Source organism: Nocardioides sp. WG-D5, assembly GCF_054031175.1.
In genome coordinates, this window is the sequence record NZ_CM132928.1 from 4,793,860 (window position 1) to 4,816,920 (window position 23,061).

Here is a 23,061-nt window from a genome sequence, read left to right on the forward strand (position 1 = left end):
ACCCGTCGTTTACCCCGTACCCAGGCACGGCCTAACCTTGGGGCCGCGATACCGGGAAGTGTGTCCGGCGTCACGATGTCTGGTTGCCTGCACGGTGTCGAGGGAAGGGAGAGCGGCGTGGCCGAGGTCAAGCTCGATCTGTTCCGCCGGTTCGGCGACCTGGCGACCGACGCGCTCGGGTCGCACCGCGAGGAGATCGACGCGCTCAACGTCTTCCCGGTGCCCGACAGCGACACCGGCACGAACCTCTACCTGACCATCGCCGCGGCCCGTGACCGGCTGCGCGAGTTCACCGGCTCCGACTGGCGGGAGGGGCTGCGTGCCTTCTCCCGCGGCGCGCTGCTCAGCGCCCGCGGCAACTCGGGGGTGATCCTGGCCGAGATGATCGGCGCCCTGCTGCGCCGCCTGATCCAGGCCACCGAGGAGGAGCGCACCGCCGTCGTCTTCGCCGATGCGCTGCGCAACGCCGCCAACGCCGCCTACGCCGCGGTGGGGGAGCCGCAGGAGGGCACCATGCTCAGCGTGCTCCGTGCCGCCGCGGACGCGGCCGAGGCGTGCGTCGAGATCGACGAGTCCGCACGCACCCGCGACGTGATGTCGGTCGCCGCCAGCGCGGCCCGCGCCGCCCTCGCCCGTACGCAGGAGCAGCTGCCCACGCTCGCCGCCGCCGGGGTGGTCGATGCCGGCGGCCGCGGGATCTGCGTGCTGCTCGACGCCTTCGAGACCGCGCTGACCGGTCGCCGGCCGAGCCCGCAGGCGCCGACCCCGCACATCCCGATCCCGATCACGGCGGGCCTGGCTGGCGCGGACGGTCATGCGCTGGAGCCGGGCGGCCCGGCCTACGAGGTGATGTACCTGCTCGATGCCGAGGACGGGGCGATCCCGGATCTGCGCAAGCGGCTCCAGCCGCTGGGCGACTCGCTGGTCGTCGTCGGCGGCGAGGGCATCTGGAACGTACACGTCCATGTCGACGACGTCGGTGCCGCGATCGAGGCCGGGATCAGTGCCGGCCGGCCGCACCGGATCCACGTCACCCATTTCGCCGAGCAGATCGCCGGACAGGCCCACCGGCACGCGACCCGCAGCGGCCGCGCGGTGATCGCGTTCGCCGCGGGCCCGGGGCTGGCGGAGCTCTTCCGGGGCGCCGGCGCGATCGTGATCGAGGGCGGCCCGCACCGGCGCCCGACGACCTCGGAGCTGCTCGAGGCGATCACCGCCTCCGGTGCCTCCGAGGTGATCGTGCTCCCCAACGACGCGCCCACCCGGCAGTCGGCCGAGGCCGCCGCGCGCACCGCCGAGGACGACCTCGACATCAGCGTCGCGGTGATCCCGACCCGCAGCCAGGTGCAGGGCCTGGCGGCGATCGCGGTCCACGAGCCCGGCCGGAAGTTCGACAAGGACGTGCTGGAGATGACCGCCACCGCGCGACACGCGCGGCACGGCGCGGTCACGATCTCGAACACCCGAGCGATTACCATGGCCGGGCCGTGCATGCCGGGCGACGCGCTCGGGGTGCTCGACGGAGACTTCGTCAAGGTCGGCCAGGACCTGCAGAGATGTGCGACCTACGTCCTCGCCCGGCTCATCGGCGGTGGTGGTGAGCTGGTCACGCTGGTCTCCGGCCTGGAGGACCCCGACGGCGAGCTCGCCCAGGGGGTCGCGGCGTGGCTGGCTGCCAACCATCCGGCCGTTGATGTGATGGTGTACGACGGAGGCCAGGAGCGTTACCCCCTCCTGATGTCGGTCGAGTAGAGGAGAAGAGACGGTGGCGATCACCCTCGAGTCGCCGATCAAGGCCGTGCTGGGCAACAGCAAGCACGCCACGAAGTTCACCAAGGGTCTCGGGCTGCGCACCGTGGGCGACCTGCTCTACCACTTCCCGCGGCGCTACCTGCGCACCGCCGACCTCAGCCAGACCCCGCAGCTGCACGAGGGCGAGATGCTCACCGTGCTCGGCGAGGTGGTCCGCAGCGTGGTCCGCCAGCACACCGACCGCCGCACCGGCCGGCCCGCCTACCGCGTCGAGACCCAGCTCAAGGCCGGCACCGCCGACCTGCAGCTCACCTTCTTCTCCAAGTCGCAGCGGATCGCCGAGTGGCGTCGGGGCGTGCTCGCCCCGGGAGTCCGTGGGGTCTTCGTCGGCAAGGCCGGGTCGTTCCGCGGCGAGTGGCAGCTGGCCAACCCGCAGATGGTCGTCTTCGGCGACCCCTCCGACTCCGAGAACGCCGCCGAGGCGGCCGACAACCAGATGGCCGTGGAGGAGCTGACCGAGCTCTTCCCGATCTACCCGCTCACCGCCGGGCTCCAGCACTGGGACGTCATGCGCGCGGTGCGGTTCGCCCGGCAGGTCGTCGAGGACGTCACCGACGTGCTCCCGGAGCAGCTGCGGGAGACGTACGACGTGCCGGGGCTGCGCGACGCGCTCGACCTGATCCACGCGCCCCATGAGCTCAAGGACGTCCAGCGCGCCCAGCACCGGTTCCGGTTCGAGGAGGCGCTCGGGCTGCAGCTGGTCCTGGGCCGGAGGAGAAGGGCGCTCCAGGCCCTGGGCACCACCGCCCGCACGGGCGGGGTCCACCACCTGCTCGAGGCCTTCGACGAGCGGCTGCCGTTCACCCTCACCAAGGGTCAGGAGACGATCGGGGAGGAGCTCGAGACCGCGTTGGCCCAGCCCCACCCGATGAACCGCCTGCTCCAGGGCGAGGTCGGCTCCGGCAAGACGCTGGTCGCGCTGCGGGCGATGCTGCGGGTCGTCGACTCGGGCGGCCAGGCCGCGCTGCTGGCGCCGACCGAGGTGCTCGCCCAGCAGCACCACCGCTCGATCACCGCGATGCTCGGCGACCTGGCCGCCAGCGGTCTGGCCGGCGGGCTCTTCGCCGGCGACCAGGAGCAGACCCATGTCGAGCTGCTCACCGGCTCGATGACCAAGACCCAGCGCAAGGGACCGCTGAGCCGCATCGCCACCGGCGAGGCCGGCATCGTCGTCGGCACCCATGCGCTGCTGCAGGACCAGGTGATGTTCGACGACCTCGGCCTCGTCGTCGTCGACGAGCAGCACCGCTTCGGCGTCGAGCAGCGGGCCGCCCTGACCGACAAGGCCGGGACTCCGCCGCACCTGCTGGTCATGACCGCGACGCCGATCCCGCGTACGGTCGCGATGACCGTCTTCGGTGATCTCGAGGTCTCCACGCTGACCGAGCTCCCGGCCGGCCGTGCCGAGATCCAGACCAACCTGGTCTCCCTGGTCGACCATCCCGCGTGGATCGCCCGGGTGTGGGAGCGCGTCAAGGAAGAGGTCGAGAAGGGCCATCAGGTCTACGTGGTCGCCCCGCGGATCAGCGGCGACGAGTCCGAGCAGGGCGAGAGCGACCAGCGCGACTTCGACGCCGACGGCAACGAGGTCGCCTCCGCCAAGGGCCAGCTCTCCGCCGTCGACGAGGTCACCGAGGAGCTGACCAACGGGCCGCTGCGCGGGCTGAAGGTCGCCAAGCTCCACGGCAAGCTCCCCGCCGAGGAGAAGGAGCGCACCATGAGCGCCTTCGCCGCCGGCGACATCGACGTGCTGATCGCCACCACCGTGATCGAGGTCGGCGTCGACGTACCCAACGCCACCACCATGGTCATCCTCGACGCCGACCGCTTCGGTGTCTCCCAGCTCCACCAGCTGCGCGGCCGGGTCGGCCGTGGCGGGCTGCACGGGCTGTGCCTGCTGGTCTCCCACGCCGAGGTCGGCACCCCGGCCCGGACCCGCCTGGACGCGGTCGCCGAGACCACCGACGGGTTCGCGCTCTCCCGGGTCGACCTCGACCAGCGCCGCGAGGGAGACGTGCTAGGCGCCTCGCAGTCGGGTCGGCGATCGAGCCTGGAGAGCCTGCGCGTGCTCCGCGACGAGGAGACGATCCTGCAGGCCCGCGAGGCGGCCGAGTCCCTCCTGGAGAAGGACGTGGAGCTCGCGACCGCGCCGCTGCTGGCCGAGCGGGTCGCCGAGATCGAGGAGTCCGCCTCGGCCGACTACCTCGAGAAGTCCTAAGGTGTCCCAATGACTCGGATCATCGGAGGCGTCGCAGGAGGGCGGCGCCTACTCGCTCCCAAAGGGGTGCGGACCCGTCCCACCACCGACCGGGTCCGCGAGGCGCTCTTCTCGGCGATCGAGTCCTCCTACGGCTCCCTGGCCGGGCTGCGCTTCCTCGACCTCTACGCCGGCACCGGCGCGGTCGGGCTGGAGGCGTGGTCCCGCGGCGCCGGGGTCGTGACCCTGGTCGAGTCGGACCGGCGTACGGCCGGGGTGATCCGCTCCAACGCGAAGGAGCTCGGCTTCCCGCGGGCCAACGTGGTCGCGGCGAGCGTGGCGAGCACCCTGGTGACGCCGCCGGCGGCGCCGTACGACCTGGTCTTCCTCGACCCGCCCTACCCGCTCTCGGACGACGCCGTCGCCGAGGACATCGCCCTGCTGGTCAAGCACGGCTGGCTGGTGCCCGGTGCGCTGGTCGTCGTCGAGCGGTCCGCGCGCAGCCCCGAGCCGGTCTGGCCCGACGGATTCACCGACCAGAGGTCGAAGAAGTACGGCGAGACCACGCTCTGGTACGGCACGGCGCCGGACTGACCGCACTCAACAAGGAGAGAAGCAATGACGCGTCGCGCGGTGTGCCCGGGGTCGTTCGACCCGCCCACCTTCGGCCACCTCGACATCTTCACCCGCGCCTCGGCGATCTTCGACGAGGTCGTCATCGCCGTCGGGGTCAACCCGTCGAAGTCGAAGCGCCTGTTCACGCCCGAGGAGCGGATGGAGATGATCACCGAGATCACCGCCCCGCTGGGCAACGTCCGGGTCCAGGCGTTCACCGGGCTGGTGACCGACTTCTGCGTCGAGATCGACGCCCAGGCGATCGTGAAGGGGCTGCGCGGCGCGCCCGACCTGGAGTACGAGGCGCCGATGGCGCAGATGAACGCCCACATGACCCGGGTCGAGACCGTCTTCCTGCTCAACGACCCGCGCTGGGCCGCGGTCTCCTCCAGCCTGATCAAGGAGATGGCCACTTTCGGTGGGGATGTGTCGGCTTTCCTGCCGCCCGATGTTCTTGCACGACTCACCAAGCGTTTGGCAGAACGTTCCGAGTAACAGGCACGGTTCGCCGGTATCGTCTATCAGCGCTGCCCGTCATTCTTTCTCTGGAGATCAATGTCCACCTCAGGCCGTTCACCGCTTTCCTTGGCCAAGCAGTCCTACGCCGCTTCCCTCAAGGCCGTCGGTCGCGGGCTGACGAAGACGGGGCTCGCGAAGGAGACCGCTCCGCCGGTCGAGCAGCGCTGGCGTCACTGGGCCCACTCGCTCACCAAGGTCTACGACTCCCTGGCGATGGCGAAGCTCGACGTGCCGTGGTGGACCTACGACGCGATCACCGCCGTCGACGCCTGGCTGAGCGAGCGTGAGCGTCCGATCCGGGTCTACGAGTACGGCTCCGGCGCCTCCACCATCTGGCTCTCCCGCCGCGCCGACGAGATCCACTCCGTCGAGCACCACAAGGGGTTCGGCGAGATGATGCAGGCCGAGCTCGCCGGCGAGGAGAAGATCTCGCTGCGGGTCATCGAGCCGGTCCCCAGCGACAACCCCGTCGTCCCCTCGCAGAAGGAGGGCCACGCGGGCCTCGACTTCGAGGCGTACGTCGACTCCATCGACGACGTCGACGGCGAGTTCGACCTCGTGGTGATCGACGGGCGCGCCCGCGAGGCGTGCCTGGAGAAGGCCAAGGACCGCCTCGCTCCCGGCGGGATCATCGTCTTCGACAACAGCCGCCGCAAGCGCTACGTCGACGCGATCGCCGCCTCGGGGCTGAAGGAGACCATCCACGCCGGTCTCACCCCGACCCTGCCCTACCCCGAGCGCACCTCCGTCCTCACCAAAGGCTGATTCTCGTACGTGACGGCGTGGAGTTTCCGCGCCGCCACGTGCTCGCCCTAGGGTCCTCCCCATGGCGACATCGGGGGAGCAGACCGAACGTGTGGGGATTGTGCGCTGGGCGACGTTCGCCGGTGTCTGCGTGCTGGCGCTGCTCTGGTCGGCATACTCGGTCGGTGCCCAGAACGGCACGTTCCTGACCCAGGACTTCGGCGCGCAGTACCACCTCGCGAAGATGACCGCCCACGGCGCGATCCCGCTGGTCGACTTCGAGCACGGCTGGAACGCCGGCTCCTTCTGGGTCAACGCGGCGCTCTACGCAGTCGCCTCCGGGTCCCCGACGATCTGGTACTTCCTCTGGGGCCGCCTCCTCGGCGCCGGCCTCGGCGCGGTCCTCGCCGCCGCCATCGGTCTGCGGCTGCGGCTGCACCCGGCCGTGATGGTCGCGGTCGCGCTCGGGGTGCTCCTGCTGGCCACCCCGCTGCACATCAAGTACACGATCTGCCTCCTGTGGGTCTTCGTCCTGCTGCCGACCGGGTGGCTCGAGGCGCGGCCACGCCTGGCCGCGGCCGCGCGAGTGCTGCTCCCGGCCCTGGTCTTCTGGCAGTACGTCGAGCTGGCCGTGCTCCTCACCGGCGCCTCGGGTCTCTTCGAGCTCTTCGCCCGCCGGGACGCCGCCTGGCGCACCCGGATCGTCAACTGTGTCCAGCTGGCCGGCGGGTTCGTGCTCGGGCTGGTCGTCGAGGCTGCTGCGTACAAAGTGCTGTGGGGGCTCTCCTGCGCCGACTTCAACCGGCAGGTGATCCTCGGCCAGACCGAGACGCACGAGGGTTCGCAGTACGCCGTCTGGAACTTCTTCGACCTGCCGACCGAGTCCGGGCGGTTCTTCATCCTGGCGCTCTACCCGTTCGCGCTGCTCCTGCCCTTCGTACCGCTGGTGTGGCAGCGGATCTCCGACTCGACCCGATTGATCGCGCTGGCCGGGCTGGTCCTCGTCGTCGTCCCGATCCGGCGCGTCGACAACCCCCACACCACCACCGTCTCCGCCCTCGTCCTGCTCGCCGTCGTGCTCGCCGTCGCCGAGCTGTGGGAGTCCGGCCCCCGCACCTCCAGCCTGCCGAGACGCCCTGCCGCATGGGCGCTCGCCCTGGTCGGGGTGCTGTGGGCCGGTGCCACCCTGTGGATCGGCTTCGGACTACAGAGCATGGCCGGTGCCGTGCTCCTCGTGGCCCTGGCGGTGGCAGGTGCGGTCCTCGGATCGACGTTCCTGCGAGGCGCGACTGCGGCTGTCTCCGCCGGCGCGCTGGTCGTGCTCGGCTGCGTACCCGCCCTCGCCTCCGTCGACCACCTCAACGACATGCGCCGCGACGCGAAGTCGTTCCAGGTGACCGACGCGATCACCCGCTGGGCGGGCCCGGAGTACGAACGCTGCAGCGGCGGCACCCGCGAGGCGCTGGTGATGCCCAACTACCTCGAGCTCTACGACACCCTCGACGTCACCAACCCGACGCCGTACTACCTGTTCCACTACGACTTCGCGCAGTACGAGGACGTGCTGGTGCCTCAGCTCGAGGACGGCTCGATCCCGGTCATCATCGAGACCATGCCGCTGCACACTCCGCAGCCCTGGCTCACCGACGCCATCCACGCCAACTACGTCCCCTGCTCGATCGTGAGGATCGAGAAGCAGGCGACGACCGTGACGATCTGGACGCACAAGTCTCGGGGGAGTGTGGAGCGGCGTGATCTCAGCGTTCGGGGTGGGGAGCTTGTTCCGACGCGCTGAGGGTTGCTCTGTTTTTCTGGTTGGTGTTTGCCGCCGACCCGTTACGGGAGGGTGTTCTCAGCGGCGTCCGGAGTAAAGGACGGCCTTCGGCCGCCGGCTTCGCCGGCCGCTTCGCGGTCCTTGACACCGGCCGTCGCTGAGAATTTTGGCTGGTTATCGGGTCGGCGGCAGGGGTTTGGCGCGGCGATGTGGGTTGGGCAGGGGCCTGGGATCCGAGGTGAACGAATTTCCGTTCACCCAGGAGAGCGTCTTCTTCCGCGGGGGTGAATGAATTTTCGTTCACCGTGGAGCGTCCGCCTCCCAAGGGGCGACTGTCTCCCGGCCACACTGGGGCCGCCGCCCCTGATAGCCAGCCAAATTTCTCGACATGGTCCGGTGTCAAGGACCGCAAAGCGGCCGGCGTAGCCGGCGGCCGTAGGCCGTCCTTGACTCCGGGGCAGGTCGAGAAACACTCGAGGACAGGGTCGGCGGCCCAGACCAGCCACAAACAACAATCGTTGAACTCGCCGAGCCAAACAGCGCAGGAGCCACAGCCGTCATAGGCTCGCAACCCAAGCCCCCAAGCCCACCCCGAAAGCAGCGAATGCCCCGCTCCACACCCGAGGACGGTGCCAACGTACGTCTCCCGAGACGACTCCTGGCGGCGATGGTGCTGGTCGCGTTCTTCGCGCTGAGCCTGAGCAGCTACGTCGCGCTGACCCGGTCGCTGCAGTACCAGACCCGCGACGAGGGGCCGAACGCCGGCTATACGGTGGAGCTGGCCTCGGGGCGGCTGCCGACGATCGACACACCCGTGACGACGGACGCCCGCCGCTACCCCCAGGTCGTCGAGGGGCTGAAGACCATGGTGGACGAGCCGCACCGCCACATCTGGACCGCCAACCACCCGCCGCTCTACTACCTGATGTCGCTGCCGTTCGTGGCGGCTGCCGGGGCGCTCGACGCACCTCAGGTGATGATCGTCGGGATGCGGATGATCAACGCCGTCGGCTCCGCGCTGTGCGTCCTGCTGGTGGGCCTGATCGCCTTCGAGGTGACCCGGAGGGCGGCGACGGCGTTGCTGGCCACGGGGATCAGCGCCTCGTGCGCGGTGCTGGTGACCGCGGGTGGCCACATCGCCAACGACGGGGTCGCGGTCGCGGCCTCGTCGCTGACCCTGCTGGCCACGATCCGGATCCTGAACCGCGACCTGTCCGCGAGGCGCCTGGCGCTGGTCGCGCTGGCCGGGGCCGCCGCAGCCGGTGCGAAGGCGCCCGGTGTGCTGACCGTCGTCCTGTGCGGCACCGCGATCGCGGTGGGCCTGCTCCTGCAGGACCGTTCTCGTCGCGGCGTGGTCCGGGCACTGGTGGCCGCGGCCGTGGCGACCGGCGTTCCGGGGCTCGCGACCGGTTGGTTCTACGTCCGCAACATCGTCCTCTACGGCGACCCGACCGCCACCGGTGCGTTGCTGGAGAAGTTCGACCGGGAGCCGAACGGGACCTGGTGGCAGGTGCTGACGGACGGTTCGCTCTGGCTGGACTGGTACGAGCGGCTGTGGGTGCCGCTGCTGGCCGGGGGTTACGTCGTGGTCGCCGACCTGCTTGCCGTCGTCGCGGCGATCGGCCTCCTCGTGCTGGTCGTCCGCCGGGCGAGAACCGGGCCGACGGGTCAAACCTGGGCACGGCCGGGGTGGCTGCTGCTCGCGGTCCACGCGGGGGTCGTCCTGGTGAACCTGGTCGGCTTCGTCGCGGGCGGCGGGAACCCGAACGACCGCTACCTGCTGCCGCTCATGCCGCTGCTGGCCACGGTGCTCGCGGTGGGGGTGATGGCGGTCGTCGACGTCATCCCGGTCGGCTCCCGCGAGTCTCGGGCCGACCTGGCGGCGGCCGCGACCACCCTCGCCCTGGGCCTCTACGCGTTCCTGATCTTCCGGTGGTTCATCGGGTCGCCGACCTACGTCGGCCGACTTCCGAACTCCGACTCGCGTGGCGCCGAGCTCGTGGTGGCCGTGGGCGTGGTGTGCGGGTTGGTCGCCGTCTGCCTCGCGGCCTGGCCGGCTAGGACGTACGTCGCCCGGCAACCGCTCCGAGACCAGCCAGCACCACGTCGGCGATGAGCAGGAGGACGCGCGAGGCGAGCGCGACGGTGAGCGCCTCGGGTGTCCCGATGATCGGGCCGAGGGTGAGCGCGAGCAGCGCCTCGCGGATCCCGGCGCCGGCCGGGGCGGGGATGAACGCGATCCCGGCGGCCCAGGCCAGGGCCATCCCGCCGGTCGCGGCCGCGACCTCGAGCAGCCCCACCGAGGCGTACGACTGCATCATCACGGCCAGGTGGAGGCCGAAGGCGACCCAGGCGAGCACCGCCCAGCCGATCGCGGTGAAGAGGCCGCGCGCGGTGAGGCGTACGCCGAGAGGTTCCCGGCCGAGCCGAGCGAAGAGCCAGTCGAGCATGCCCGGGACGACGCGCGGGTGCAGGCACATGGCCAGCGGCACCAGCAGGAGCAGCAGCCACCAGTAGCGGCTGAGGCCCTCGGAGGAGGACCAGGGGAGCAGGAGCGCGCCGACGCCGATGCCGCTGGCGACCACGACGCCCATGAAGAGGATGTTGGCGCCGAGCATCGTCCGGCGCGCGACGCCCCAGCGCAGCCCGAACTGCATCTGCGCGACCACCGGCCACACCGAGCCGGGCAGGTATTTGCCCAGCTGGGAGACGTAGAAGACCGAGTGGGAGTCGCGCAGCGAGGGCCGGATGCCCATCCCGTGCAGGAGGGCGACCCAGATCTGGCCGATCAGCATGGTGCCGATGATCGCCAGGACCCCAGCGACCGCGAAGCGGCCGAGGCTCAGCTCCTGGACCGCGGTGGCCAGGTCGCCGCGCTGGCGCCAGACCAGGTAGGCGCCGCCGAGCACGACCACGAGGGCGAGACCGATCTTGAGGAGCCGCTTCGCAGGGCTGGGCTTCGCAGGCTCCGGCGTAGCCGACGACCCGGCCTCCGTGGCGTAGACCGGGTCGGAGCTGGTCGCTGTCACAGGCTGGTCGTCCACGTCTCGCCGGACTGGGCCGAGGCCGCACGGGCCTGGGTGTGCGGCAGGTCGAACTCGGCGACCGAGGTCTGGTCGCGGAGCATCTCGGTGCCGGACTTGCCGAAGCGCGCCTTCTTGGTGTGCTCGAGGTCGTCCTCGATGAGCACCCGGTTGGTGCGGATCAGGTCGGAGATCACGCCGAGCATCGCGGACATGAAGGCCAGGTTGATCAGCACGCCACCGAGCAGCAGCGACTGGATGTGGTTGCCGTTGTCGCCGCTGATCCACAGCACCAGGTAGCGCACGAACGGGATCGCGCCGAGGATGAAGAAGAAGGCGGTGAGCCACACGAAGATGGCGTACGGCTTGTACATCATGTAGCTGCGCACGATCGCCGCGCCGGACTTCATGATGTGCTCGGGCATCGACTTGAACAGCCGGGACTCACGCGTCTTGGCGTTGGTCACGATCGGCACCGAGGCGATCTTCATCCGCTTGTTGCCCGCCTGGATGATCGTCTCCATGCAGTAGGAGAAGCGGGTCACCGTGTTGAGCAGCATCAGCGACTCGCGCGAGTAGGCGCGGAAGCCGCTGGCGGCGTCGGGCAGGTCGGTCTCGGCGGCCATGTTGACCACCTTGGAGCCGACCTTCTGCAGCTTCTTCTTCAGCCCGGAGAAGTGCTCGATCTGGTCGACCTGGCGGTCGCCGATGACGATGTCGGCCTGGCCGTTGATGATCGGCTGGACCAGGTCGGCGATGCGGTCCTGCGGGTACTGGTTGTCGCCGTCGGTGTTGACCACGATGTCGGCACCCAGCTCGAGCGCGCGGACCACGCCGTCGTGGAAGCTCCGGCCGAGACCCTGGTTGCGGGAGTGGTGCACGAACTCGCGCACGCCGTGCTCCTTGGCCACCTCGACCGTCCGGTCGGTGCACCCGTCGTCGACGATGAGGATGACGATCTCGTCGATGCCGGGGATCTGCTTCGGAATCGACTCCAGGACGGACGGGAGCGTCTCCTCCTCGTTGAGGCAGGGGACTTGAACGACAAGCTTCACAGGGACCTCAGGCAAGTAGTGGGACCGAACACCGGGTTCGGGGGTGAGTGAGCGGCTTCTGACCCGCCACATTACCGCGTGGAATCTGCGGCCCTACGCCCCCTCGCGGGTGTCATCCGGCGTATGTGCTAAGGAAACCTGGCGTTCAGGACGGGTCCACACGGCGTCTGCTGCGCCGTCGGCCGACGAGCGCGGGGACGACCAGCAGACCCAGAGTGACCAGGGCGCCGAGCAGCGAGACCACCGCACCCGTACGCAGCCCCGGCGCGTCGTAGCTCAGCGTGACCGTGTGGGTGCCGTCGGGGACGGGTACGGCGGCGAAGGCGTGGTTGCCCGCGACCAGGTCCACGGGGCGGCCGTCGACCGTGGCCGACCAGCCGGGGCGGGCGATCGAGTCGGCGACGACCAGATAACCGGCCCCGTCCGCGGTGACATCGGCCGAGATCGTCTCGGCCTCGTCGCGGCGTACGTCGACCTTGGCGGTCGAACCGGACGCGGCAGGCGTCGAGGAGTCGTCGAGGAGCACCGTGCCGGGTTCGACCCCCTCGGTCAGCCGCTGCACTCGCGTCGCGCCGTCGGGGACGACCTCGCTGGTGCCGGCCCAGCGGACCCGGGGCAGGGCGCTCGCCCGCTCGTAGACGACCGCGCCGGCCGAGGCGTGCACGACCCGGAGGCCGTCGCCCCTCTCGGGCCGGACCGGTGCGCAGATCGCGGAGCCGTCGATGCGGCCGGCCAGGTGGACGGGCTTCCGCTTCCCGGCGAACGTGATGGTGACCGGGACCGGACCGGTGGTGAAGCGGTGGTCGGGCACCGCGACGCGCAGCTTCTCGCCCCGCCTGAGCGGCCGGTTCACGGCGATGGCCCGCTCGGAGGTGACCTTCTCGGCACCGGCCCCGACGCTCACCCGGACGACCGTCGGCGTCTGGGCCCGCGGCTTCAGGCCGTCGGGGACGGTGACCTCGATGCCGCGCAGGTCGCCCTTCGGGACCCGGCACGTCGCTTGCCGGCCGGGCATCACGGTCAGCGTCTGCCGCTGTGCGAGAGGCACCGGCGTCGGCCCGGCGGCCCCGATGACCTCCTGCGGCTGGGTCACCCAGTAGCGCACCGAGAGCTGGTCGAGCACCGGCAGGCGTCCGGGCGTGGGTACGCCGGCAGGGAAGTCGCTGTAGGTCGTCGATAGCTGCGCGTCCGGGCTGACCGCCGCGATCAGCTCCTTCCACTCCGGCGAGGTGAACTCGTGACCGGTCGGCGTACGCAGCCGGTAGTGGTCCGCGACCGCCGAGTGCTCCCAGCCGGAGGCGCCGTAGCGCTCCTCGCCCAGGTGCTTCTTCAGGAACGCGTGGGCGGAGGTGACCGGGTAGAAGTCGTCGCGGTCGGTCAGCGGCAGCACCTCGCGCGCGAACATCGTGCTTTGCGCGATCACGGCCAGCGCGAGCACCAGCGGGCCAAGCAGCCGCAGCCGGCCCCGCAGTAGCAGCGTCGCCGCGACGGCGAGGAGCGACACCACCAGCAGCAGCGCCGGAACCCGCAGCTTCGCGGCCACGTCCGGGATCGGCCGCTCGGCGCCGTCGATGTAGGCGTAGGCGGCATACAGGAAGTACGCCGTCACCCCGACGGCCGCCAGCAGCACCACCAGCGACACCATCAGACGCGGTCGCCAGGGCCGGTCCTCCCGATCCGACGAGCCCGCGTCCTCCGCCCGCTGGACCAGCCGCTCCAGCCCGATCCCGGCCAGGACGGCGCACAGGAACCCGAAGATGGAGTTGGCCCGCCCGAAGCTGTTGGAGCTGTAGCCCGGCAGCTTCTGGAGCAGTTCGAGCGGCAGCCCGCCGATCCACAGCAGCCACACGATCGCGGCCACGACGACCGCGAGCAGCGCCGGCGTCGAGGGGCGGCGTCCGCCGGGCAGCCGGACGACCAGGGCGCACAGGACCAGCACCAGCGCCGCGACCCCGATGAAGGCGATCGACTCGATCGGGTTGTCCTCGCCCGCCCAGAGCCCGTCGACGCAGGTGCCGTAGACGTCGGGTGCGACGGTGGTGAGCGCGAGGCTGGCGGGCTTGACCTGGTTGGGGACCCGCTCGTCGATCCCGAGCGCGCTCATGTTGAGCGCGAACGGAAGGACCTGCACCGCGGAGAGTGCGACCCCGAGCCCGACCCCGCCGGCGGCGATGCCGCCGCCGATCAGCGTGCGCCGGACGTCCCGGAGCGCGAGCGCCCGGACCACGACGTAGATCCCACCCAGCGTCAGCGCGAACATCGTCACCGCCGGGAAGCCGCCGAGCAGCATCGAGGCGACGACCAGGCCGACCGCGGCCAGGTCACGCGCGCCGCGCTCGTGGACGGCTCGGTCCAGCGCCCACAGCAGCAGCGGGACCAGGCAGGCGACCTTGGTGTGCGGCCAGTTGGTCCACATCATCATGAACCCGGAGGTGAAGAAGACCAGCCCGGCGACCAGCGCGATGCTGCGCCGCACCCCGAGGCGCCCGAGGAAGAGCACCATCCCGGCCAGCACGAGCACCAGCTCGGTCAGCTTCACCCACGCGGGAGCCAGCCACATCGGCATCACCCAGTAGGGCCACGAGACCGGACTCAGCACGGCGTGGTTCGGCAGCGAGGCCAGGGGAGCGCCGCCCACCTCGTAGGGCGCCCAGGTCTGCCAGTTGCCGTGGCGTACGCCCTCGACGATGTTCTCGACGCCGGGCAGGTAGTAGTCCCAGGTGTCGCCGCGGCACCACAGCGTTCCCTGCGGGATCGGGCCGTCGGCGGCGTACGGCATCATCGCGTGCAGCCAACCGGTGTCCAGCAGCATTCCGTGACCCACGAGCGCGGGGCCGAAGGTCACCGCGACGAAGAGGACGAGAAGCGCCAGCACGACGCCCGAGCGCCACCGATCCGATGAGAACACAAGCCGAAAATCTATGAGTAGTCGGAACCGGGCGCCGGTAGCGCACGCGGCAGTTCGGTCAAGTCTTCGACGGCGACCGGATCAGTCACGGCGGGTCGCCACGGCCACCAGCCCGGTGCCGGTGTCGGGCCGCAGCCGCTGCAGGGCCATGAACGGGCTGGTCGCGAGGGCGATGGCGGCACCCTTGAGCCGGCCGCTGGGCTGGAACGTACGTCCCGTCGCCCGGGTGAGCTCCTCGGGTGTGAGGTCGCCCACCTTCTCCAGCTTCCGGGCGTCGATCCGGTTGCGGACCGCCTCCAGGGCGTAGCCGAGCGGCCAGCCGTAGACGGTGATCTCGACGTCGCCCAGGCCGGCCTCCTCGAGCCGGGCGGTGAGCTCCTCGGGGCTGTAGCGGCGGAAGTGTCCGGCGTGCCGGTCCATCGGCCCGAACCGCTCCTGGAATGCCGGCACCGAGAGCACCAGCTGACCGCCGGGTCGGACATGGGTGACCCACTCGGCCAGCGCCCCCTTGTCGTCCTCGATGTGCTCGAGCACCTCGAAGGCGCAGACGAGGTCGTACGCCGATCCCGGCTCCAGCTCGGAGGACATCGCGTTGAGCACCTTGCCGCCCAGCGCCGTGATCCGCTCGTACGCCACCGTGAACGAGTCCGCGTCCGGCTCGACCCCGAGGTAGTCGGCGCGCGTGGCCAGGCGCGCCCCGAAGGCTCCCTGGCCGCAGCCGATCTCCAGCGCGGTCGCCGGGGCCAGCCGGTCGATGATGCGGCTGACGACGTCGTAGCGCAGCCAGGCGCGGGGTGCGAGCGGTGGTAGCGGGCGGTCGGTGGCGGTGAGCGACATCTGGTTCCTGGGTCGGGGTCGGGTCAGCTGAGAAGTTCGAGGAGGGGGGAGGCGACGGCCTGCGGGGTGTAGTGCTCGCGGGCCTGCTCGTAGGCCGCCTCGCGCAGGCGCTGGGCCTCGTCGGGGTCGTCGGCCAGCTTGGTCAGGGCCGAGGCGAGCTCCTCGGGGCTTCCCGGGGAGACCAGCATGGCCGAGCTCTCCAGCATCCGTCGCTGAGGTGCGGTGTCGGAGGTGACGACCACCGCGCCCGCCGCGGCGCCCTGGAAGGCCTTGTTCGGCACCACCCGGCGCGCCTGCGGGACGGTGCCGAAGATGCCGAGGCTCACGTCGAACCCGGCGACGAAGTCGGGCAGGTCCTCGGCGTCGACCCAGTCGACCCAGGAGACCCGTGGGTTGCCGGCCGCGAGTCGACGGGCCTCCTCGTACTGCTGGCCCTGGCCGACCATCGTCACCTCGATCCGGTCGTCGTCGGCGAGGAGGTCGAGCGCGTCGGCGATCACCGGGGTGCCGTGGGTGGGGGAGAAGAGACCGACGAAGACGGCCTGCAGCGGCGCCTCGGTCGGCCGCTCGAGCGCCCTGGCGCCCGCATCGAACCACTCCGTGGTGGCTCCGACCGGGCACACGACCGAGTGGAGGCGTACGTCCTCGGGCAGTGCCTGCTGCTGCTCGACCGTGTCCACGATGACGACGTCGGCCTCCTTCAGCGCCATCGCGTCGATCGCCTTCATCAGGCGGAGCTTGAGGCCGCCGGAGCCGGCCAGTCGGCGGTTGGTGGCGACGCCCGCCGCCGAGACCATGTGGTCGAGCAGGATGGTCGAACGAGGATGGAGGAGGCGGGCCAGGTGCACGTCGAAGTGGCCCAGGTAGCCGACCAGCACTGCGTCGGGACGCCCCCGCCGACGGCGTCGCAGCGACTCCACGACCAGCCCGCTCCAGCAGACCAGCAGGCGGAGCACGAGCAGCGGCAGCCGCCACGGTTGTCGCAGGATCGCCACCCTCGCCGCGGTGTCCAGACCCAGCGGCCGATTGACCTCGGTGACCTCGGCGCCGCAGGCGCGTAAGCCCTCGATGAGTACCGCGACCCGCGGATGGGAGGCCACGTCATAGGTGCCGAAGGCGACGATGTGCATCACCTCAACGTTAGGGTCGAGGTCAAGGAGAGATCGAGCAGCACACCCCGCATCTGAGATGTCGGCACCCGAAAAGTGCTGCCTGGGAGGACCTGTGGGCCGAGGCTGGACGAAGGCGGTGCCGCTCAAGGCGGTGGTCGTCGCGATCGTCGTCACGGTCGCGGCCTACGCGATCCACCGCAACTGGGCCGCGCTCGTGCGCGGCTTCCAGGAGCTCCCGCTGTGGGTCCTGGGCATCGCGTTCGTCCTCACCGTGCTCGCCCAGGGTGTCGCGCTGCTGATGTGGCGGGTGGTGCTGGCCGATCTCGGCTCGCCGCTGCCGCTGGTGCCCGCGGCCCGGATCTTCTACGTCAGCCAGCTGGGGAAGTACCTGCCCGGCTCGGTGTGGACGATCGTCGGCCAGATGGAGCTCGCCCGCGCGGAGCGGGTGCCGCGGCGTACGTCCCTGACCCAGGGCGTCCTGGTGCTGGCGATCGCCGTCGGCGCCGGGGTGATGGTCTCGGTGCTGCTGATGCCGTTCCTCGGGCGGGAGACCTTCGCGCGCTACTGGTGGGCGGTGCTGCTCCTGCCGCTGATCCTGGTGGCGCTGCATCCGCCGGTCTTCGCGAAGGTCGTCGACACCGGGCTGCGGCTGCTGCGGCGCGAGCCGCTCGAGGTGCTGCCGACCTGGCGGGGGATCGGCAGGGCGCTGGCGCTGCAGGGCCTCGTCTGGCTCCTGCTCGGCCTGCAGATCTGGGTGGTCGTGGTCGGCCTGGGTGGCGACCCGCTGCCCTCGTTGCTGGCCAGCGTCGGCGGCTATGCGCTCGGGTTCAGCCTGGGCATGGCCGCGATCGGGCTCCCGGCCGGCGCCGGGCTGCGCGAGGCGGTCCTGGTCGTCGCCCTCTCCGGCGTCCTCTCGCCCGGGCTGGCGCTGCTGGTCGCGCTGCTGGCCCGCGGGATCGCCGTCCTGGCCGATGTCGTCGTCGCTCTCGCCGCCGCTCTCCTGACCCGTCGCGCCGGCGACCTTCCACCACCTGCTCAGCCATCTGCTCAGCCATCTGCTCAGCCACCAGCCAACGAGAAACTCGGGAGATCTCTGTGCCCACCCCACGGCCCACCGCATCGCAGCTCTGGACCGCAGGCCTGATCGCCAACCTCATCACCTGTGCCGGCGTGTGCGCCGGCTACGCCCTCTCCTCGCCGCTCTACGGCACCAAGGACGAGGTGGCCCACGTCGACCACGCCTACCAGCTCTGGCACGGCACCCTGATCGCCATCGGCGAGCCGATGCGGATGCCGCAGATCTGGGGCTACACGCTGCCCTTCGACTGGACCGGCCAGCATCCGCCGCTCTTCTACCTGCTGCTGGCGCCCGTGGTCGGACCGCTCACCGACGCCGGCCACCTGCTCGCTGCCGGGCTGGCCGCCCGTGGCATCACCCTCCTGATCACCTGCCTGGTCGTGGCGGCGGTGATGTGGACGACGCGGCAGATCGTCCCCAGCCGCCCCGAGGTCGCCCTCGCGGCGGGCCTGGCCACCGCACTCAGCCCGGCGCTCACCCGGCTCGGCGGCGTCGTCTTCAACGACAACCTGTTCGTCCTGTGGGTCACCCTCCTGGTCGGGCAGACCGTCTGGCTGCTCCGTCACGGACCGCGTACCCGCGGGGTGGTGCTCTTCGGCCTGTACGCCGCCGCCGCCCTCGGCACCCGGCTGCCCGGTGTCGTCTTCATCGGCCTGTGCGCGACCACCCTCGGCCTGGTCTGGCTGTTCGCCGGCCCGCGCCGCGACTGGGCGGGTGTCCTGCGTCTGGGCGTCGCGGTGCTCCTCGCCGTCGCCGTCAACGCGTGGTTCTACGTCCGCAACTTCCGCGCCACGGGCAACTGGTCCGGGATGCAGACCGACCTCGTCGGAAAGCCCGGCGGCCCCCTGCAGGAGCGGGAGGTACGTTCCGTGCTCGACGTCGCCACCGACCCCGACATCTGGCACCAGCTCCTGATCCCGCCGGCGCTGCAGGAGCACGTGGTCATCGGCGCCGTGCTCACGATCGGGCCCCTCGTGCTCGGCCTGGTCGTCGGTCTCCGCGCCCTCTCCCGGGAACGGCGGGAGCCCGTCCGAGTCGCGACGGGACTGCTGCTGCTCGCCCTCACCGCCGTCATCGTCGCCATCCAGCTCAATTACGCGGCCGGGGGCGGGGGAGCGTACTGGCGCTATCTCCTCCCGCTCACCATCGTGACCAGCCTGCTCACCGCGCTCGGCCTCGCCGACACGCCTCGCCTGATGGGACCGTTGGCCGGCGTCTGGGCGGCGGCGACGTACGCCGTCTTCGTCGCCCACATCGCCCCGCCGAACCCCTCCGGCGGCGACCTGGCCACCGCTCCGGTCTTCCAGACCGCGGCCTGGGTGTCGGCGGGCGTCGCGGGGGTCGCGTGCGCGGTCGGCGTGGCGACCGTCCTTTTGGTCGCCGTCGCCCGGTCCCGTTAAGATCTATCTGATCTGTCGTGCCCTCATCCGGAAGTGAAACGTGACCAGCCTGGACCCGAGAGCGCCGCTCGTGCTCGATACCCGCGAGCTCGGCCGCCGCCCGGGGTCCGAGCGTCACGTCGAGCTGACGGTGCCGGCGCCGGCAGATCTTGGTATCGAAGTCCTCTCTGTCCCCGAGGGATCGCCGGTCGAGCTCGACCTGCGGCTCGAGGCGGTCATGGAGGGTGTGCTGGTCACGGGGACGGCTTTCGCCGGCCTCGAGGGCGAGTGCGTGCGGTGCCTGGAGCCGATCGACGACGACGTCGAGGTCGACATCCAGGAGCTGTACGTCTACGACGACTCTCGTGACGGCCAGGACCCTGACGAGGACGACGAGACCAGCCGGACCGAGGGCGACCTGATCGACCTCGAGCCGGTGCTCAGGGATGCGGTGGTGCTCGCGCTGCCGTTCCAGCCGATGTGCCAGGACGACTGTCCGGGACTGTGCCCCGAGTGTGGGGCGCGGCTCGCGGACGAGCCCGGGCACAACCACGGCGACAAGGTCGACCCGCGCTGGGCGGGGCTGGCTTCGTTGAAAGACGACTCCAGCAACTAGGATCACCCAGCACAACAGGCTTCAGTAGCCGGTCGAGATCCGGCCGGTCGAATTATGAGGAGATAACAGTGGCTGTTCCGAAGCGGAAGATGTCGCGCAGCAACACCCGCCACCGCCGCTCGGCCTGGAAGGCCGTCGCGCCGACCCTGGTGACGTGCGCGAACCCCGCCTGCGGCGCCAAGCACATCCCGCACCGTGCGTGCGGCGAGTGCGGCCAGTACGGCGCTCGCGCCGAGCGTCGCCAGGTCCTCTGATCTGACACGCGGTTAGTCTCCTGACCAACTACGCCGAGCTACGCAAAGCGCTCGGGGATCCGATTCTGGACCCCGAGCTGCTTGAGCGTTCGCTGACTCACCGGTCCTACGCCTACGAGAACGGTGGCCTGCCCACCAACGAGCGCCTGGAGTTCCTGGGCGACTCGGTGCTCGGCGTCGTGGTCACCGAGACCCTCTATCGCACCCACCCCGACCTGCCCGAGGGCAAGTTGGCCAAGCTGCGGGCGGCGGTTGTGAACGCCCGCGCCCTGGCCGAGGTCGGTCAGGCCATCGGCCTGGGCCAGCACATCAAGCTGGGCCGGGGCGAGGAGGCCACCGGTGGGCGCGAGAAGGCGTCGATCGTCTCCGACACCGTCGAGGCGGTGATCGGAGCGGTCCACCTCTCCGGTGGCATCGAGGTCTCCACCGTCCTCGTCCACCGGCTCTTCGACCCGCTCATCGAGAAGGCCTCCGACCTGGGAGCCGGTCTCGACTGGAAGACCTCCCTGCAGGAGCTCGCCGCCGAGCGGGCCCTCGGTGTGCCTGAGTACGTCATCACCGACGAGGGCCCCGACCACATGAAGACCTTCACCGCGAAGGTCCGGGTCGGCGACCAGCTCTACGGCAACGGCGTGGGCCGCTCCAAGAAGGAGGCCGAGCAGGCCGCCGCGGAGACCGCCTACGGCGAGATCCAGGCCTCCGCCTCCTCCTCGGCCTAGAAGCTCGGCCCGGATGCCTGAGCTCCCCGAGGTCGAGGTCGTACGCGCCGGCCTCGAGCGCCACGTACTCGGCGCGAGGATCGTCGCCGTCGACGTCCTGCACCCCAGGCCCGTGCGCCGCCACCTGGCCGGCGCCTCGGCCTTCGCCGACGAGCTGAAGGGCCGCGTCCTCACCGGCGCCCGCCGTCGCGGCAAGTACCTGTGGCTGCCGCTCGACTCCGGCGACGCCCTGATGGCCCATCTGGGCATGAGCGGCCAGATGCTGGTCCAGCCTCCCGCCTCGCCGGACGAGAGGCACCTGCGCGTCCGCATCCGGCTCGAAGGCGCCGCCGAGGGCCGCGAGCTCCGCTTCGTCGACCAGCGCATGTTCGGCGGCCTCTCGATCAGCCCCGGTGGGGCCGAGCTCCCGCCCGAGATCGCCCACATCGCCCCCGACCCGCTCGAGGCCGCCTTCGACGCCGAGGCGGTCGTCCGACGGGTCCGGAGGTCGGCCAGCGGCATCAAGCGCATCCTGCTCAACCAGACCGTGATCAGCGGCGTCGGCAACATCTACGCCGACGAGGCGCTGTGGCGCGCGAAGCTGCACGGCGAACGACCGGGGGAGCGCCTCACCGCCCCGAAGGTGCGCGAGCTGCTCGGCCACGTACACGACGTGATGACCGAGGCCCTCGCCCAGGGCGGCACCTCCTTCGACGCGCTCTACGTCAACGTGAACGGCGAGTCGGGCTACTTCGAGCGGTCGCTGGCTGCGTACGGACGTGAGGGTGAGCCCTGCGACCGGTGCGGAGCCCCGATGCGCCGCATCGCCTTCATGAACCGCTCCTCCTACTTCTGCCCCACGTGCCAGCCGGCACCTCGACCCCGGAGATCCCAGCCGAAATAGTCATTTCGGGCTATGTCACATGGCCCTTCCGGGCCGCTCGAATGTTGCGCTCGTATGACACTTCCGCGCTTCCTCATCGTTCGTTAAGGATTCAGGATTCGGGTGAGTTAACCTTCGGGTCGTTCGTCCTGGGTGCAGTTCGTCTACACCCGCCGAAAGGGGCGGACGACACACCGCTGTGTTCGGGCCGGCGGTTCAAGCCGGGTGGCGACGTGGTCACCCGGATCTCGGGATGAAAACCACGGCCCTCCAGCACCGGCGCCGGCGTGAACCACACGCCAAGCCACCGGGTGGTCAAAGCTCGACAAGGACAACAGGTGGCTCCCCACAAGCTCGCCGTATCCGACCAAGCGCCCACGAAGCGCCCCCAGGATCTGGACTTACCGCAACCCCGCGTAGACACCGGCCGGGCCGAGCAGACCCGGACCATCCCGGTCGCCATGGCCGCCGACCTCAACTACGCCAAGCCGATGTCGGTGGCGATCACGTCGTTGCTGGAGAACTCGGGCACCGACACCGGATATGACCTCAGAATCCTGGTGGCGGAGGAGTTTCCGGCAGAAGTACGCGACCAGTTCCTCTCCTTCGAAGGTCGCTATCCGGGCAACACGGTCTCGTTCGTCGTCGTGGACGGCTTCGCTGACGTCAAGGTCAGCACCTCGCACCTGACGGCACCCGCATACTTCCGGCTCAAGCTGCCGGATCTCTTCCCGGACGTCGACAAGATCATCTACCTCGACGTCGACACGATCATCGAGAGCGATCTGTCGCAGCTCTACACGCAGGACGTGGACGACGTCTACGTCGCCGCGGTGCCCGCCGCCGCCTACCACGTCCGCTCAGCCGAGGCCGCGCAGGCGATGGGCCTCCCGTCCTTCGACCGCTACGTCAACTCCGGCGTCATGCTGATGAACCTGAAGCGGATGCGTGAGCACGGTCTGGTCGAGGAGTTCCTCGAGCTCTCCTCCAGGGGGTTCGACTCCGACGATCAGGACATCATCAACATCGTCTGCTACGACGGCATCCGGCATCTTCCGCTCCGCTTCAACCTGATGACGAAGTACGGGCCCAAGAACGTCGAGGAGTTCTGGAGCCGGCCGGCCGTCCAGCGGGTCTGGTCCCGGGACGAGTACGACGATGCGATGAGCTCGCCGGTCATCATCCACTTCGCTGACAAGCGCAAGCCGTGGATGGACGTCTCGGCCGACTTCGCGGAGCGGTGGTGGCAGTACGCGGCGATGAGCCCGATGTGCGGCGAGATCGTCGCCGACTACCTCGCGGACGCAGTCGCGGCTGCTGCCGGCGTCACCTCGGCCGTCCGCAAGCGGCTGAGGAGCCGCGTGGTCAGCCTCGAGCAGCAGCTCCAGGGCCGTGACCAGGAGCTCGCCGACACCCGCAGGTCGGTGTCCTTCAGGATCGGCTCCTTGATGACATCCGGACCGCGCGTCATCCGCAACTCGCTCAAGCGGGAGGTCCGCCCACCGCAGTCACAGCCCCGCGCCCTCGAGAAGTAGCCCGCACCGTCGCGGCCATGAG

General features: G+C 70.4%; 19 protein-coding genes. 14 read left to right on the forward strand and 5 right to left on the reverse strand.

What is annotated here, in order from left to right; all coding sequences use genetic code 11:
• The first annotated feature begins 117 nt into the window (after positions 1–117).
• From ACWZJV_RS23245 to ACWZJV_RS23275, 7 genes are all read left to right on the forward strand, one after another.
• Positions 118–1,752 carry a DAK2 domain-containing protein gene (locus tag ACWZJV_RS23245; RefSeq protein ID WP_008358322.1) on the forward strand — a complete coding sequence of 545 codons (1,635 nt, stop codon included), beginning with the start codon at positions 118–120 and terminating at the stop codon, positions 1,750–1,752.
• 13 nt (positions 1,753–1,765) lie between these two features.
• Complete coding sequence (locus tag ACWZJV_RS23250) at positions 1,766–4,030, forward strand: ATP-dependent DNA helicase RecG (protein WP_457178986.1); 2,265 nt, start codon at positions 1,766–1,768, stop codon at positions 4,028–4,030.
• A 9-nt stretch (positions 4,031–4,039) separates the two neighbouring features.
• Entirely contained in the window at positions 4,040–4,603 is a 564-nt protein-coding gene (gene rsmD / locus ACWZJV_RS23255; protein WP_008358319.1) for a 16S rRNA (guanine(966)-N(2))-methyltransferase RsmD, read from the forward strand.
• Positions 4,604–4,627: 24 nt separating this feature from the next.
• Entirely contained in the window at positions 4,628–5,119 is a 492-nt protein-coding gene (coaD, locus tag ACWZJV_RS23260; RefSeq protein ID WP_008358317.1) for a pantetheine-phosphate adenylyltransferase, read from the forward strand.
• 90 nt (positions 5,120–5,209) lie between these two features.
• Positions 5,210–5,908, forward strand: coding sequence for a class I SAM-dependent methyltransferase (locus ACWZJV_RS23265; protein ID WP_457178989.1), 699 nt, complete (start codon positions 5,210–5,212; stop codon positions 5,906–5,908).
• Between the two features lie 61 nt (positions 5,909–5,969).
• Positions 5,970–7,682, forward strand: a complete 1,713-nt coding sequence (locus ACWZJV_RS23270; RefSeq protein WP_457178991.1) for a hypothetical protein — start codon at positions 5,970–5,972, stop codon at positions 7,680–7,682.
• Between the two features lie 583 nt (positions 7,683–8,265).
• Positions 8,266–9,777, forward strand: a complete 1,512-nt coding sequence (locus ACWZJV_RS23275; protein WP_457178993.1) for a phospholipid carrier-dependent glycosyltransferase — start codon at positions 8,266–8,268, stop codon at positions 9,775–9,777.
• On the opposite strand, the gene ACWZJV_RS23280 is transcribed toward ACWZJV_RS23275, so the two are convergent.
• From ACWZJV_RS23280 to ACWZJV_RS23300, 5 genes are all read right to left on the reverse strand, one after another.
• A complete protein-coding gene (locus tag ACWZJV_RS23280; RefSeq protein WP_457178995.1) occupies positions 9,719–10,690 on the reverse strand; it encodes a lysylphosphatidylglycerol synthase domain-containing protein in 972 nt (323 codons plus the stop codon). The genes ACWZJV_RS23275 and ACWZJV_RS23280 overlap by 59 nt on opposite strands.
• On the reverse strand, positions 10,687–11,739 hold the full coding sequence (locus tag ACWZJV_RS23285) for a glycosyltransferase family 2 protein (RefSeq protein ID WP_008358307.1): 1,053 nt from the start codon (positions 11,737–11,739) through the stop codon (positions 10,687–10,689). The genes ACWZJV_RS23280 and ACWZJV_RS23285 overlap by 4 nt, the downstream gene beginning before the upstream one ends.
• 145 nt (positions 11,740–11,884) lie before the next feature.
• Positions 11,885–14,647: a YfhO family protein gene (locus ACWZJV_RS23290; RefSeq protein WP_457178997.1), complete on the reverse strand. Its 2,763-nt coding sequence runs from the start codon at positions 14,645–14,647 to the stop codon at positions 11,885–11,887.
• Positions 14,648–14,728: 81 nt separating this feature from the next.
• Positions 14,729–15,484, reverse strand: coding sequence for a class I SAM-dependent methyltransferase (locus ACWZJV_RS23295; RefSeq protein WP_457178999.1), 756 nt, complete (start codon positions 15,482–15,484; stop codon positions 14,729–14,731).
• Positions 15,485–15,507: 23 nt separating this feature from the next.
• Positions 15,508–16,614 (reverse strand): glycosyltransferase family protein, encoded by a 1,107-nt coding sequence (locus ACWZJV_RS23300; protein WP_457179001.1) that lies wholly within the window; start codon positions 16,612–16,614, stop codon positions 15,508–15,510.
• A 94-nt stretch (positions 16,615–16,708) separates the two neighbouring features.
• Between ACWZJV_RS23300 and ACWZJV_RS23305 the strand changes: the two genes are divergently transcribed.
• The 7 genes from ACWZJV_RS23305 to ACWZJV_RS23335 all read left to right on the forward strand — a co-directional run bounded on the left by ACWZJV_RS23305 (position 16,709) and on the right by ACWZJV_RS23335 (position 23,039).
• Positions 16,709–17,740, forward strand: coding sequence for a lysylphosphatidylglycerol synthase domain-containing protein (locus ACWZJV_RS23305; protein WP_457179002.1), 1,032 nt, complete (start codon positions 16,709–16,711; stop codon positions 17,738–17,740).
• Positions 17,692–19,074 carry a hypothetical protein gene (locus ACWZJV_RS23310; RefSeq protein WP_457179004.1) on the forward strand — a complete coding sequence of 461 codons (1,383 nt, stop codon included), beginning with the start codon at positions 17,692–17,694 and terminating at the stop codon, positions 19,072–19,074. The genes ACWZJV_RS23305 and ACWZJV_RS23310 overlap by 49 nt, the downstream gene beginning before the upstream one ends.
• Before the next feature lie 40 nt (positions 19,075–19,114).
• Positions 19,115–19,669 (forward strand): YceD family protein, encoded by a 555-nt coding sequence (locus tag ACWZJV_RS23315; RefSeq protein ID WP_008358294.1) that lies wholly within the window; start codon positions 19,115–19,117, stop codon positions 19,667–19,669.
• Positions 19,670–19,737: 68 nt separating this feature from the next.
• Entirely contained in the window at positions 19,738–19,923 is a 186-nt protein-coding gene (gene rpmF, locus ACWZJV_RS23320; RefSeq protein WP_008358292.1) for a 50S ribosomal protein L32, read from the forward strand.
• 77 nt (positions 19,924–20,000) lie between these two features.
• Positions 20,001–20,642, forward strand: a complete 642-nt coding sequence (gene rnc / locus ACWZJV_RS23325; RefSeq protein WP_050800711.1) for a ribonuclease III — start codon at positions 20,001–20,003, stop codon at positions 20,640–20,642.
• A gap of 13 nt (positions 20,643–20,655) precedes the next feature.
• Positions 20,656–21,525: a bifunctional DNA-formamidopyrimidine glycosylase/DNA-(apurinic or apyrimidinic site) lyase gene (gene mutM, locus ACWZJV_RS23330; RefSeq protein ID WP_457179006.1), complete on the forward strand. Its 870-nt coding sequence runs from the start codon at positions 20,656–20,658 to the stop codon at positions 21,523–21,525.
• Positions 21,526–21,842: 317 nt separating this feature from the next.
• Positions 21,843–23,039: a glycosyltransferase family 8 protein gene (locus tag ACWZJV_RS23335; RefSeq protein WP_457179008.1), complete on the forward strand. Its 1,197-nt coding sequence runs from the start codon at positions 21,843–21,845 to the stop codon at positions 23,037–23,039.
• Positions 23,040–23,061 lie beyond the last annotated feature (22 nt).

Bases quoted from the DNA above. Each gene is read 5' to 3' on its own strand.
- rsmD (WP_008358319.1), top strand. From the start codon at position 4,040: ATGACTCGGATCATCGGAGGCGTCGCAGGAGGGCGGCGCCTACTCGCT.
- coaD (WP_008358317.1), top strand. From the start codon at position 4,628: ATGACGCGTCGCGCGGTGTGCCCGGGGTCGTTCGACCCGCCCACCTTC.
- ACWZJV_RS23270 (WP_457178991.1), top strand. From the start codon at position 5,970: ATGGCGACATCGGGGGAGCAGACCGAACGTGTGGGGATTGTGCGCTGG.
- ACWZJV_RS23275 (WP_457178993.1), top strand. From the start codon at position 8,266: ATGCCCCGCTCCACACCCGAGGACGGTGCCAACGTACGTCTCCCGAGA.
- ACWZJV_RS23295 (WP_457178999.1), bottom strand. From the start codon at position 15,484: ATGTCGCTCACCGCCACCGACCGCCCGCTACCACCGCTCGCACCCCGC.
- ACWZJV_RS23300 (WP_457179001.1), bottom strand. From the start codon at position 16,614: ATGCACATCGTCGCCTTCGGCACCTATGACGTGGCCTCCCATCCGCGG.
- mutM (WP_457179006.1), top strand. From the start codon at position 20,656: ATGCCTGAGCTCCCCGAGGTCGAGGTCGTACGCGCCGGCCTCGAGCGC.